11 protein-coding genes are annotated in these 12,268 nt (G+C 68.1%); 3 read left to right on the top strand and 8 right to left on the bottom strand.

Annotation, left to right across the window (positions count from 1 at the left end; genetic code table 11):
• Positions 1-305 precede the first annotated feature (305 nt).
• Positions 306-2,351 (top strand): Ig-like domain-containing protein, encoded by a 2,046-nt coding sequence (locus G4D77_RS07145; protein WP_250134264.1) that lies wholly within the window; start codon positions 306-308, stop codon positions 2,349-2,351.
• A gap of 38 nt (positions 2,352-2,389) precedes the next feature.
• On the opposite strand, the gene G4D77_RS07140 is transcribed toward G4D77_RS07145, so the two are convergent.
• On the bottom strand, positions 2,390-3,478 hold the full coding sequence (locus G4D77_RS07140) for a tartrate dehydrogenase (protein WP_154834943.1): 1,089 nt from the start codon (positions 3,476-3,478) through the stop codon (positions 2,390-2,392).
• A gap of 130 nt (positions 3,479-3,608) precedes the next feature.
• On the opposite strand from G4D77_RS07140, the gene G4D77_RS07135 reads away from it, so the two are divergent.
• A complete protein-coding gene (locus G4D77_RS07135; protein WP_017406911.1) occupies positions 3,609-4,523 on the top strand; it encodes a LysR substrate-binding domain-containing protein in 915 nt (304 codons plus the stop codon).
• A 33-nt stretch (positions 4,524-4,556) separates the two neighbouring features.
• On the opposite strand, the gene G4D77_RS07130 is transcribed toward G4D77_RS07135, so the two are convergent.
• The 3 genes from G4D77_RS07130 to G4D77_RS07120 all read right to left on the bottom strand — a co-directional run bounded on the left by G4D77_RS07130 (position 4,557) and on the right by G4D77_RS07120 (position 6,719).
• On the bottom strand, positions 4,557-5,003 hold the full coding sequence (locus G4D77_RS07130; RefSeq protein WP_016449728.1) for a GatB/YqeY domain-containing protein: 447 nt from the start codon (positions 5,001-5,003) through the stop codon (positions 4,557-4,559).
• A gap of 117 nt (positions 5,004-5,120) precedes the next feature.
• Positions 5,121-5,333: a 30S ribosomal protein S21 gene (rpsU, locus tag G4D77_RS07125; protein ID WP_003052999.1), complete on the bottom strand. Its 213-nt coding sequence runs from the start codon at positions 5,331-5,333 to the stop codon at positions 5,121-5,123.
• Positions 5,334-5,498: 165 nt separating this feature from the next.
• Complete coding sequence (locus tag G4D77_RS07120; protein ID WP_016449727.1) at positions 5,499-6,719, bottom strand: BaiN/RdsA family NAD(P)/FAD-dependent oxidoreductase; 1,221 nt, start codon at positions 6,717-6,719, stop codon at positions 5,499-5,501.
• A 69-nt stretch (positions 6,720-6,788) separates the two neighbouring features.
• Between G4D77_RS07120 and G4D77_RS07115 the strand changes: the two genes are divergently transcribed.
• The gene (locus G4D77_RS07115) at positions 6,789-7,292 is read left to right on the top strand and encodes an acyl-CoA thioesterase (protein ID WP_017406259.1); all 504 of its coding nucleotides are present in this window, start codon (positions 6,789-6,791) and stop codon (positions 7,290-7,292) included.
• Here G4D77_RS07115 and G4D77_RS30825 read toward each other — a convergent pair.
• The 4 genes from G4D77_RS30825 to ybiB all read right to left on the bottom strand — a co-directional run bounded on the left by G4D77_RS30825 (position 7,279) and on the right by ybiB (position 12,247).
• On the bottom strand, positions 7,279-9,051 hold the full coding sequence (locus tag G4D77_RS30825) for an ATP-binding protein (protein ID WP_250134278.1): 1,773 nt from the start codon (positions 9,049-9,051) through the stop codon (positions 7,279-7,281). The two genes, G4D77_RS07115 and G4D77_RS30825, sit on opposite strands and share 14 nt — an antisense overlap.
• Positions 8,973-10,241 (bottom strand): transporter substrate-binding domain-containing protein, encoded by a 1,269-nt coding sequence (locus tag G4D77_RS30820; RefSeq protein WP_250134263.1) that lies wholly within the window; start codon positions 10,239-10,241, stop codon positions 8,973-8,975. Before G4D77_RS30820 ends, G4D77_RS30825 begins: the two co-directional genes overlap by 79 nt.
• Before the next feature lie 252 nt (positions 10,242-10,493).
• A complete protein-coding gene (gene cobA, locus G4D77_RS07105) occupies positions 10,494-11,306 on the bottom strand; it encodes a uroporphyrinogen-III C-methyltransferase (RefSeq protein WP_126311724.1) in 813 nt (270 codons plus the stop codon).
• Positions 11,307-11,332: 26 nt separating this feature from the next.
• Complete coding sequence (gene ybiB / locus G4D77_RS07100) at positions 11,333-12,247, bottom strand: DNA-binding protein YbiB (RefSeq protein ID WP_154834942.1); 915 nt, start codon at positions 12,245-12,247, stop codon at positions 11,333-11,335.
• Between the last annotated feature and the right edge of the window lie 21 nt (positions 12,248-12,268).

Raw genomic sequence — 12,268 nt, 5'->3', positions numbered from 1 at the left:
GGCAATGCCGCCATCTCCGCGCCCAGACGACGGCCCGGTTGGCCGGCATATCGCCGCTTTGCAGGCCCGGGGGCAGCAGGCGTTTGGTGGCGAATGAACGGACGGCGGCGCGGCAGCCCGCGTTGCGCAGGGGGTGGGACGCACTGTCAAGAAAAGCGCAACGCGCAGTCAAGGCGCGGGCAGGTGCGGCCGCTAGGCTCCTGCATTGCCGGTACCCCCGGCACGGACCAGAAGAACAGCAAGTTGAAACGGGAGTGCATGTGAGAGAACGAGGCAGTCGCCTTCAGGCGGAATTTTCCAGGGCCATGATGTCGTGGGTGGTGGTATTCGGAGCCGGCCTGCATTGCGTCGCGGCCGTGGCCGCGCCGGCGCAGGGGCTGGTCATGACGGGCTACCAGACGCAGTCCAACGCTTGGTATACGTCCATGGTGACCGAATACACGTTCAGCGTGGGCGGCGTGGTGCAGCAAGGCGGCTCGCCGCCCTCCACTGCGGATTGGGTCACCCCTTCCAACTACTGGGATGACGGCTGGGGTCTCAACAGTTGGAACGAGGACTACACATACAGCTACCAGGGCCAGGTCCTGCGGACGACCGATCCCATGGGAATTCCCGCAGCGGCAGCCTGGGCCACGATCAGCTCCTTTCAGATCGAGGGGTCTTCCCTCCCGCGCCCCATCGACAGCACTGTTTTCCACTATTCGCTCGATGGCATCCAGACCCTGCTCGCCATGGACGCATCGTCCATCCCCGCCAATGCGGTCTGGGCGGGTCTGGCATCCCTGTCCGATGGGTGGCATGCAGCGCAAAACCCTGGGTTTGCCGGCTATGTGCTGGGCCGCCCGGTCTTCAGTCTGGCTCCCGTCGTCGACCCGCAGGCGGGCGGCGTGACGGCCAAGGCCCGCGTGGCGCTGGACCGGGACGGCACGGGTTACTGGCAGGTGCTTGCTGCGGCCGCAGCGGCGCCGGATGCCGCCACGCTGCAGGCCGGCGGCTCCCCGGTCGGCATGACGGCAGGCGTGGTCCACGATATCGATATCGGGGGGCTGGCGGTGAATACGGCCTACAGGCTGCACTTCATCGCCAGGGATGGCGCAGGCCGCGTGCAGCCGGACGTGGCCAGCGTGCCCTTCACCACGCTCAGGCGGGAGCAGAGCATCGACTTTGCGCAGCCGTCGGCGCAAACCTTCGGCACGACATTCACGCCCGTTGCAACGGCTACCTCCGGCCTGGCCGTGACGTTTTCCGCATCTGCGCCAGAGGTTTGCACCGTCGATGCCGCAGGGGTGTTCAGCTTCCATTCCGCAGGCACTTGCACGATGACGGCCCGGCAGGGCGGCGACGCGACCTATGGTCCCGCCCCCGAGGTGGCTTACCCGGTGACGGTGCAGCCTGCTGCGCAGAACATCGTCTGGAGCATGCCGGCGCCCCTGGTCGTGGATGCACGGGTGGCTCTGAGCGCCGCCGGCGGTGGCTCGTCCCAGGCCGTGCAGTTCAGCTCCCTGACGCCGGCGGCGTGCTCCGTCAGCGGTGCCGAGGTGTCCGGCAGGCTGGCGGGTACGGACAACTGCCTGCTGGCCGCCGATCAGCAGGGGGATGCCAACCATCTGCCTGCGGCCCGGCAAGTCCTGTCCCTGAGCATCGGCAAGGGCGCGCAGGCCATTGCCTTCACTTCCGTGGCGCCAGCGGCCGCCAAGGTGGGCGATACCTATGCCGTGGCAGCAACGGGCGGGGCTTCCGGCAAGGCGGTGGTGTTCTCCGTGGATGCGGCGACGGCTGCCCATTGCACCATCGCGGGCGGTTCTGTCTCCTTCATTGCGCCGGGACCCTGCCGCATCCTGGCAGACCAGGCCGGCGATGCGAACTACGAGGCGGCGGCAAGGCAGCAGCAAAGCGTGCAGATCGCCCAGGCCACAACCACCCTGGCGATCACCTCCACCCCCAACCCTTCCCGGCCCGGCGACGATGTGACCATCAGCGTGTCGGCCGTGACCGGGGCGCAGGACCGACGGGGGGCGCTGCGGGCGATGGCGGCGGCGCTCCCCTCGGGCAGCATCACGGTCTCGTACAACGGGGCGCAGCTGGGGTCGGCGCCCCTGGTTGGCGGCGCCGCCAGCATCACGGTCCGGCTGCCCGTGGCGGCCGGATCCCACGGCCTTGTGGTCGACTACAGCGGGGATGCAGTCCACGCCCCGATGAGCCAGGGCTTCACACAGGCCGTGGTGGCGGCGCCGGTGCCCACGCCTGTGCCGGCCCTGCATACCGTGGCGCTGGTCATGCTGAGCCTGCTGGCTGCCGGGATGGGGGCCGGCAGGCTGCGCAGGGGCCGCAGGGGCCGCATGGGCCGGTAGGCCGGGCTGCCGGGCGGCATGAACCCCGGCGCGGCGCCTCAGGCGGCAGCGATGCGCCGGGCGATGGCCTGGCCCACCTCGGTGGTGCTGGCCGTGCCGCCCAGGTCGGGCGTGCGCGGGCCGCTCCTGATGACTTCCTCGATGGCCGAGACGATGGCGTCGTGCGCCGCGCGGCCTGCGCCCTGGCCGTGGGTCAGGAAGTCCAGCATCAGCGCCGCCGACCAGACCATGGCGATGGGGTTGGCGATGTTCTTGCCGTAGATGTCGGGCGCCGAGCCGTGCACGGGCTCGAACAGGCTGGGGAAGCTGCGGTCGGGGTTGAGGTTGGCCGAGGGGGCCAGGCCGATGGTGCCCGTGGTGGCCGGGCCCAGGTCGCTGAGGATGTCGCCGAACAGGTTGGTGGCGGCGACCACGTCGAAGCGGCCCGGCTGCAGCACGAAGCGCGCGGTCAGGATGTCGATGTGCTGCTTGTCCAGCGTGACTTCCGGGTAGGCCTTGGCCACGTCCTCGGCGCGCTGGTCCCACCAGGGCATGCTGATGGCGATGCCGTTGCTCTTGGTGGCCAGGGTGACGTGCTTGCGCTCGCGGCTGCGGGCCAGGTCGAAGGCGTACTTGAGCAGGCGCTCGGCGCCCTTGCGCGAGTAGACCGATTCCTGGATCACGATCTCGCGGTCCGTGCCCTCGTACATGATGCCGCCCAGCGAGGTGTACTCGCCCTCGGTGTTCTCGCGCACCACGTAGTAGTCGATGTCGCCGGGCTTGCGGCCGGCCAGCGGGCAGGGCACGCCCTCGAACAGGCGAACGGGGCGCAGGTTGATGTACTGGTCGAACTCGCGGCGGAACTTGAGCAGCGAGCCCCACAGCGAGACATGGTCGGGCACGGTGGCGGGCCAGCCCACGGCGCCGAAGAAGATGGCATCCATGCCGGACAGCTGCGCCTTCCAGTCGTCGGGCATCATTTTTCCGTGGGCCAGGTAGTAGTCGCAGTGGGCCCAGTCGAAATGGTGGAATTCGAGCTTGATCGCAAAGCGGCTGGCGGCAGCTTCCAGGGCGCGCAGGCCTTCGGGCATGACTTCCTTGCCAATGCCGTCACCGGCGATGACGGCGATCTTGAATGTGTCTTGCATGGTGTCTGTCCTTGGATCGAATGGATGGATATGAAGCGGCGCCGCTGACAGCCTGGCCGCATGCATGGCATTGTTGGCTGCGCCAGGGCTAAATACAATCGGCCAACTGTGGTTCCATTATTTACAGATCGTGAATAAACAGCCGTCTCCCGAAGACCTGCGCGTCTTCACCGTGGTGGCCCGCAAATCCGGCTTTGCCGCTGCGGCCGAGGAATTGGGGGCTTCGCCCGCCTATGTGAGCAAGCGCATCCGCCTGCTGGAGGAAGAGCTGGGCGTGAAGCTGTTGCACCGCACCACGCGCCGCGTGGCCGTGACCGAGGAGGGCGAGCGCGTCTTCCACTGGGCGCAGCGCATCCTCGACGACATGGACCAGCTGATGCAGGAGGTGGCCATCACGCGCAGCGAGCCGCGCGGCCTGCTGCGCGTGAGCAGCAGCTTCGGTTTCGGGCGGCATGTGATCGCGCCCGCGCTTTCCAGGCTGGTGGAGCGCCATCCGGGGCTGCAGGTGCGGCTGGACGTGTTCGACCGGCTGGTGGATGTGGCGGGCGAGGGCTTCGATCTGGATGTGCGCGTGGGCGACGAGATCGCGCCCCACCTGATTGCGCGGCGCCTGGCCGACAACCACCGCGTGCTGTGCGCCGCGCCTGCCTACCTGGCGCGCCGTGGCACGCCGCGCACGCCGGCCGAGCTGTCGGCCCATGACTGCCTGGCCATCAAGGAGCGCGACCAGGCCTTTGGCGTGTGGCGGCTGCGCGCGGGCGCGGCCGAGCAGGCGGTGAAGGTCACGGGGCCGCTGTCGGCCAACAACGGCGAGATGGTGGTGCAGTGGGCCGTGGACGGTCGCGGCATTGCGCTGCGCTCGCTATGGGATGTGGGCGCCCATCTGCAGGCCGGGCGCCTGGTGCAGGTGTTGCCCGAATGGCGGCAGGAGGCCAATGTCTGGGCTGTGTATCCGACGCGGCTGCAGCTGTCGGCCAAGGTGCGGGTGTGCGTGGAGTTCCTGCAGGAACATTTCAAGAAGGAGTGGATGGCAGCCGCTCCCTGAGCGGGGCGGCTGCTGCAGCGGACTGGCCGGGGATCAGCCTGCCAGGGCGGCCTTCACTGCGGCGGAGACCTGGCCCATGTCGGCCTTGCCTGCCAGTTGCGCCTTGACCGCGCCCATGACCTTGCCCATGTCGCCGGGGCCGGATGCGCCCAGTTCGGCCACGATGGCCTTGACGGCGGTGGCCACTTCCTCGGCCGACATGCGCTCGGGCAGGTAGGCGGTCAGCACGGCCATCTCGGCCTTTTCCTTGTCGGCCAGGTCCTGGCGGCCCGCGCCCTCGAAGGCGGCGATGCTGTCCTTGCGCTGCTTGATCAGCTTGTCCACGATGGCGATGACGGCGGCGTCGTCCAGCTCGATGCGCTCATCGACTTCCTTTTGCTTCATCGCTGCCTGCAGCAGGCGGATGGTGCCCAGGCGCTCGCTGTCCTTGGCGCGCATGGCGGTCTTCATGTCTTCGGTGATCTGGGCCTTGAGGCTCATGGCTTTTCTCCTGAGGTGATGGCGTCGGAAAACACGGAACAAAAAAACAAAAAACCCGCGCCTGGCGTCCCGAGCGCGGGTTTTGCGGCTGACGAGAGCCGGCTGGTCAAGGGCTGATCAGTACAGCTTCTTGGGCAGCTGCATGCTGCGAACGCGCTTGTAGTGACGCTTGACGGCGGCAGCCTTCTTGCGCTTGCGTTCGGCAGTGGGCTTCTCGTAGAACTCGCGAGCGCGCAGGTCGGTCAGCAGGCCGAGCTTTTCGATAGTGCGCTTGAAGCGGCGCAGGGCAACTTCATAGGGCTCGTTTTCTTTTACGCGGATGGTGGTCATTAGCTAGATTTCCAGATATCTGTGCTGACAGCGGGTTCCCGGGAAGATCGGGCCTGAGAGCCATGTTCAGCGGTTGGTCCCCGTCCAAAGTTAACTAGTATTGGCCGACGGGGCGATTGCCAGCAAAGCGGGCGATTATACGCGAGACGAAAGCGGTCTGACAAATCAGGCAGAAGGCAAGGCCTGCGCACAGGCGTGCCCACTGGCCCAGGCCCATTGGAAGTTGTATCCCCCGAGCCAGCCGGTGATATCCACCACTTCGCCAATGCAGTACAGGCCCGGCTGGGTCTTGCATTCCATGGTCTGCTGCGAGAGCGCCCGCGTGTCCACGCCGCCCAGCGTCACTTCCGCCTTCTTGTAGCCTTCCGTGCCCGTGGGCACGATCTCCCAGCGTGACAGGCGCTCGGCCAGCTGGTTCAGGGCCTTGTCGGAGGCTTCGGCGATGGGGCGCTGCCAGGCAGCATCCTGCTGCACCCAGGCATCGGCCAGTCGCGAGGGCAGCCACTGCGCCAGTTCATTGGCGATGAGCTTGCGCGAGCGCGACTTGGCCCTGAGCAGCTCGCCCTGCAGGTCCACCTCGGGCGCGAGGTTGATGCTCAGGGGCGTGCCGGGCTTCCAGTAGCTCGATATCTGCAGCACGGCCGGGCCCGACAGGCCCCGGTGCGTGAACAGCAGGTCTTCCATGAAGGCCATGCGCTCTTTCTTGCTGCCGGTGCTGATCTCCACGGGCAGGGCCAGGCCCGCGAGCTGGGCGTAGGGGGCCCAGGCGTCGCCATCGAAGGTCAGCGGCACCAGGCCCGGCGTGCGTTCGACCAGGGGCAGGCCGAATTGCTGGGCCAGGCGGTAGCCGAAGTCGGTGGCGCCGATCTTGGGGATGGACAGGCCGCCCGTGGCGATGACCAGGCTGGGCGCCTGCACGGCGCCCCGGCTGGTCTGCAGGCGGTATTGGCCGTCCGAGTGCGCCACGGAATCGACCTTGCAGGGCTGCCAGCGCTGCACGCCGCCGGCCTGGCATTCGGCCAGCAGCATGGCGATGATGTCTTCGGCCGAGCGGTCGGCAAACAGCTGGCCCTTGTGCTTTTCATGGTGGGCGATGCCGTGCCTGTCCATGAGCGCAATGAAGTCGGCCGGCGTGTAGCGCGACAGGGCCGAGCGGCAGAACTGCGGATTGCCGCCCACGAAGTGCTTGTGGGGCGCGCGCACGTCCAGGTCGCGGTTGGTGAAGTTGCAGCGGCCACCGCCCGAGATGCGGATCTTCTCTGCCACCTTCTCCGCGTGGTCCAGGAGCAGCACCGACAGGCCACGCTGTCCGGCCTGGGCCGCGCAGAACAGACCGGCCGCGCCGGCGCCGATGACGATGGCGTCGAAAGAGAGGGAAGAGGTCACAAAAACGTCACTCGGGGGGCAAAAGGGCGCCCATTCTCGCGCAATGGCGCTTTTTCCTAGAATCCCGTGATGAATTTCCCATCGCACCAGCTGAGCATGACTGTGCTCATGTCGCCCGACATGGCGAACTTTTCGGGCAACGTCCATGGCGGCGCCGTTCTCAAGCAGCTCGACCAGGTGGCCTATGCCTGCGCCAGCCGCTACGCGGGCCGCTATGTGGTCACGCTGAGCGTGGACCAGGTGATGTTCCTGCAGCCCATCCACGTGGGCGAGCTGGTGACGTTCCTGGCCAGCGTCAACCACACGGGCAAGTCGTCGATGGAGATCGGCATCAAGGTGGTGGCCGAGGACATCCGCACCCAGGTGGTGCGCCATGTGAACAGCTGCTTTTTCACCATGGTGGCCGTGGACGAGAACAAGCAGCCGGCCGCCGTGCCGACGCTGGTGCCGTCCAACGACGAGGAAAGGCGCCGCTGGCAGGCTGCGCTGATCCGCAAGGACCTGCGCCGCGAGCTGGCCCAGCGCTTCGAGCAAAGCCGCGTGACGGCCAGCAGCACTGTCAGGCCGGGCTGAGCGTGGAGGGCGCGGCGGGCGGCGGATGCCAGGTGCCGGGCGTGCCGCCCTGCAGCTCGTTCCGCACCTGTTCGATGACGCGCCTGAGGTCTTCCATGGCAGCCGGCTTGGACAGCACCTCGTCGGCGCCGGCCTGCAGGTAGCGCAGCGCTTCGGAGGCTTCGGGGCTGGCGGTCAGCGCGATCACGCGGCAGCGGCGCAGCTGGTTTTCGGCCTCGCGCTGGCGCAGGCGCCGGATGAACTCGAAGCCGTCCATGAGCGGCATGCGTCCATCGGTGATGATGAGATCGAAGGACTCGACCAGGCAGCGTGCCCAGGCTTCCTGTCCATCGCCGGCCAGGCAGATGCCGTGGCCCAGCGCGGCCAGCTGGCTCTTGAGCAGCTCGCGGTTGAACAGATAGTCTTCCACGGCCAGGATTCTGAGGTCGGACCCGGACCCGGGCTGTGATGCGGGCAGGGGCTCGGCACTGGCCTGGGGCTTTCCTTGCAGCGCCACCGAGGCGGGCAGGACCAGGGGCAATATTCCCTCTGACGCGGGCGTGACGTCGGCCTGCATGCGGTGGTCCGGCTCCACCAGTGGCAGGCTCAGCCTGACCGTGAAGCGCGAGCCTCGGCCCGGTGCGCTGTCCACCGTGATGGTTCCCCCCATGTGCTCCAGCAGGCGCCGCGTGATGCTCAGGCCCAGGCCGCTGCCAAAGGCCCTGTCCTGGTGGGCGCCTTCCACCTGCGAGAAGGGCTGGAACAGCCGGGCCTGGTCCTGCGGCGCAATGCCGATGCCCGTGTCCTCGACCTCCATCTGCAGCAGCAGGCGGTCATGCCGGCTGGCGCCATGCGCGCGCAGGGTGACGCTGCCGCGCTCGGTGAACTTGATGGCATTGCTGAGCAGGTTGAACAGCACCTGCTTGAGGTGAAGCGGGTCGGCCGTCACGCTGTGGTCCACGCCGCTGCCCACTTCGGTGCGCAGCGACAGCCGCTTGCCGTGGGCCAGGCCTTGCAGCAGCGGGGCCATGTCTTCGATCAGCGGGCGCAGTGCCACGGGCTGGAGCGTGGAGTCGATATGGCCCGACTCGATGCGGTGCAGATCCAGCACATTGCCCAGCAACAGCAGCATGCCCTGGGCGGCCTTGTGGGCGGAGGCCAGCATATCGCGGTGGGGCAGGCCGAGCTTTTCCCGGTCCTGCGCCAGTTCCAGCAGGCCGATGACGGCGCTCAGCGGCGTGCGTATCTCGTGGCTGGTGGTGGACAGAAACAGGCTCTTGGCCTGGTTGGCGGCCTCGGCGCGCCGCTCGGCCCGGCGTGTCCTGCGCATCTGGCGGCTCAGGTAAAAGCCCCAGACCAGGGAGATGACCGTGACCAGGGCCAGCGCCCCGGCCAGCAGCAGCAGGCGCTGGCGGTGCTCGCGCCAGAAGCTCGCGCCGTTGCCGTTATGGTGCGGTGCCCAGTGGTGGACGATCTCGGCCACCTCTTCGGGTGCGATGGACAGCTGGGCCTTTTCCAGGATGCCCAGCAGTTCAGGTTCGGCGGCGTGCACGGCCAGGCTGATGGGGCGGGTGTAGTCGTCCAGGATGCCGGTGAGCTGCAGCCGGCTGCCCAATTGCTGGGCGTTGGCATAGCGCGCCGCGTAGTCGTTGCCCACGAAGGCATCGCTGTCATTGGCCGCCACGCTGGCCAGGGCCTGGGTCAGGTCGGCATACAGCTGCAGCCGTATGCTCGGATGCTCCCTGCGCACCGTGCTTTCGAGAAAGAAGCCCGCCACCATGGCCACGCGCTTGCCCTCCAGTCCTTGGAGGTGGTGTATGGGCTTGTCGCGCGGGTGCCTGCGTTGGCCTCGGGCCGGGCCATCACCACGACCGTGCTGCGCAGATAGGGCGGCAGCAGCCTGATATCGGGCGAGGCTGTGGGCGGCGAGGTGTACGCCGGGGTGAGCAGGGCCTTGCCGGAGCCCAGCATGGTTTCGAGTTCGGAATAGTTGCGCGCGGCGATGTACTCGAACTGCAGGCCGGCGCGGCGGCTGATCAGGTCCAGGTAGTCGGGGCCGATGCCCTGGGCCTGGCGGTCGGCATCGAGCTGTCCCAGCGGACCCAGCGAGCCGTTGAGGACCACGGGAATGCGCGGATGGGCATCCAGCCACTGCTTTTCCGAGGGCGTCAGCGCCACGCGGTCGCCGCCCAGCAGCGGGCGGCGGCTTCCACTCCAGCTGCGCAGGATGTCGTCGCCGTGCTGCACGGTGATGCTGGGCAGGGCCTGGTCCAGGTAGGCCTTCAGCTGTGCATCGCCATGCCTCACCAGCATGCCGAAGCCACGGCTTTCTATGGGCGCAAAGCCCTGCACGCGCAGGTTGAGCAGGTAGTTGGCCTGGATCAGGTAGTGCACCGTGACCGTGTCGCCGACGAAGCCGTCGATCTCGCCCAGGCTCAGCGCCTCCAGCGCGCGGCGGGGTGTTTCATAGGTCAGCAGCTCGCTGAGGGGGTAGGCGGCAGCCACCTGGGAGCGCAGCAGCTGGTCGGGCGTCATGGCCAGCCGCGCACCCCGGCGCCGGGCGTCGAAGGGGGCATTCGACGGGGAGACCAGCACGGGCTGGCTGGGCAGGTAGGGCACGCTCAGGGCCAGGTCGGCGCGCTCGGCTTCCAGCTCGGTGCCGCCGCAGGCCAGGTCGATCTCGCCGCGGCGCAGCGCATCGAGCACGGCCGCACGCGATCCATAGGACTTGAAGCGCACGGGCGTGGGAAAAAGCAGGCCCAGGTGGTCGGCCGTGATGCCCTGGAAGCGATCGCCATCGATCATGCCCAGCGGCGGATGGTCCGGCGTGGAAATGCCCAGCGTCAGCGGCCCGCGCGCCTGCAGCCATTGGCGGTGCGCAGGCGTGAGCCAGGGCTTGGCGCCTGCCGTGACGCGCGTGGCCAGCACCATGTCGGCGCCGCTGGCCAGGCCGGGCATGGGCATGGCCATGCCAAGTGCGCAGCCGGCCAGCAGTTGGGCCGCCAGGTGTCGGCATGCCGGCCACCATGCCTGCGTCGCTGTGGAAGTGAGAGTACGGCTTGATGTTTTCATTGAATCCCCCGGTGGCGCTGCCGCCGTCCGGCGCAGCTGACGGCCTGCGAAAACGGTCTAGACGCTGTTTTCGGCAACCAACAGGAGATTTTTAATGAAAACTAATGATTTTATCTATCGATAGATTTTTTCTTTGTTGCAGCTCGGCACTCAGGCGGCAGCAACCGCAGGGTTGGGCTGCTCCTGGGGTTCGGCCATTGCCCGAATGCCATGGACCACATCTCCAACGACGATGACGCTGGGGCTGCCCAGTCCGGTGTCGGCAATGCATTGCACAAGCGTGTCCAGCGTGGCCAGTGCATGGCGCTGCTGCGGCAGGCTGGCGTGCTGGATCACGGCCACGGGCGTGGCGGCGGGCAGGCCGTGCAGCAGCTCGGCGCGGATGTGTTCCACGCTGCTCACGCCCATGTAGATCACCAGGGTGAGCCGGGCATCGCGCGCGGTGGCGGCCAGCTGGCGCCAGTCCGTGCCGCTGTCGCCGGGCTTGGCGTGGCCGGTGATGAAGACCACGCCGTGCGCCCGGTCGCGGTGCGTGAGCGGCGCGCCCAGGCTGGTGAGCCCGGCCAGGCCGGCCGTGATGCCGTTGACGACCTGGACCTCGACGCCGGCCTCGCGCAGATGTTCCACCTCTTCGCCGCCGCGCCCGAAGATGAAGGGGTCGCCGCCCTTGAGGCGCACCACCGTCTCGCCATCCTGCACGGCGGACAGCATGAGCTTTTCGATGAAGGCCTGGGGCGTGCTCTTGCAGCCGCCGCGCTTGCCCACGTAGACGATGCGCGCCGTGGGCGAGGCATGGGCCACGATGGCATCGCTGACCAGGTCATCGACCAGCAGCACGGTGGCCGTCTGTATGGCCTTGAGGGCCTTGATGGTCAGCAGCTCCGGGTCGCCGGGGCCGGCGCCGACCAGGGTGCAGCTGCCGCGCCGGGCGGTGTTTGCGGGGGGGTGGGACGGGGTCGTCATGGCGGGGCTCCGTTTTTCTGGGGTGTTCAGCGAATCTGATCGGCAAGGTGGACGATGTGTTCCACCTGGCGCGTGAGCGCCGGCGGCACGGGCAGGCGGCCCGCAAGCACGTCCTCGGTGTAGCGCGCCGTGGTGTCCACGTCGATCTCGGCGGGCAGGCCCGGGATTTCGGAGGCCGTGCCGCTTTGCTGCTCGGCCAGCAGTTGGTGGGCGCCTGCGACGAATCCGTCGTAGCGCGGCAGCCGGCGCGGGTCGGCCGCGACCTCGCCTTCCAGCCCGCGCGAGAGCAGCACATTCATGCCCAGCTTCCCGAAGGTGCCGTGCAGCATGGGCAGGTACTCGGGATGGGTGTAGGCCGTCACCAGCAAGGACGGGCCGTCGCAGGGCGCCAGCAGCTTGACCACGCTGTGGCCCGGATTGCGCAGGCCGATGACCTCGCGCACGGACAGCAGCCGGGCCAGTGCCGGATGCAGGTGTTCGGTATGCAGATGGGCCACCTGGCCGCCATCGAGTGCCTGGGGTGCCTGCAGCGGCGCAATGCCCAGCGCCTGCAGCACATCGCTGGCCAGGATGCGCCGCGCCTCGGTGCGCATGCCGTGCAGCAGCACGGGCAGGCCTTCGCGCGCCAGCAGCAGGGCCAGCAGGGGCGTGAGCACGGGCAGGCGGCGCGCGCCGTTGTAGCTGGGCAGCACGATCACGGGGCGGCCATGGGCCGAGGCGGGAAAGCGCGCGGCGCGCGCATGCACGGCATCCAGGAAGCCGCTCATCTCCTCGACCGTCTCGCCCTTGATGCGCATGGCGATGCAGAAGGCGCCGATCTCCAGATCGGTGACGCCCCCGTCCAGCACCTGGCCGAACAGGTCGGCGGCCTGCGCGCGCTCCAGCGCCTTGGCTCCGCGTGCGCCGCGGCCTATTTCCTTGATGTATTGGCTGATGCCCATGGCGTGGTGATCGTGGGTGGA

This window comes from Delftia sp. WY8, assembly GCF_018437695.1.
Classification (GTDB): Bacteria; Pseudomonadota; Gammaproteobacteria; order Burkholderiales; family Burkholderiaceae_C; genus Comamonas; species Comamonas tsuruhatensis.
This window is presented reverse-complemented; position numbering and strand designations above follow the sequence as displayed.

Coding starts and splice junctions, on each gene's coding strand:
- G4D77_RS07145 (WP_250134264.1), top strand. CDS start 306: ATGATGTCGTGGGTGGTGGTATTCGGAGCCGGCCTGCATTGCGTCGCG.
- G4D77_RS30820 (WP_250134263.1), bottom strand. CDS start 10,241: ATGGCCATGCCCATGCCCGGCCTGGCCAGCGGCGCCGACATGGTGCTG.
- cobA (WP_126311724.1), bottom strand. CDS start 11,306: ATGACGACCCCGTCCCACCCCCCCGCAAACACCGCCCGGCGCGGCAGC.
- G4D77_RS30825 (WP_250134278.1), bottom strand. CDS start 9,051: ATGGTGGCGGGCTTCTTTCTCGAAAGCACGGTGCGCAGGGAGCATCCG.
- G4D77_RS07140 (WP_154834943.1), bottom strand. CDS start 3,478: ATGCAAGACACATTCAAGATCGCCGTCATCGCCGGTGACGGCATTGGC.
- rpsU (WP_003052999.1), bottom strand. CDS start 5,333: ATGACCACCATCCGCGTAAAAGAAAACGAGCCCTATGAAGTTGCCCTG.
- G4D77_RS07115 (WP_017406259.1), top strand. CDS start 6,789: ATGAATTTCCCATCGCACCAGCTGAGCATGACTGTGCTCATGTCGCCC.
- G4D77_RS07130 (WP_016449728.1), bottom strand. CDS start 5,003: ATGAGCCTCAAGGCCCAGATCACCGAAGACATGAAGACCGCCATGCGC.
- ybiB (WP_154834942.1), bottom strand. CDS start 12,247: ATGGGCATCAGCCAATACATCAAGGAAATAGGCCGCGGCGCACGCGGA.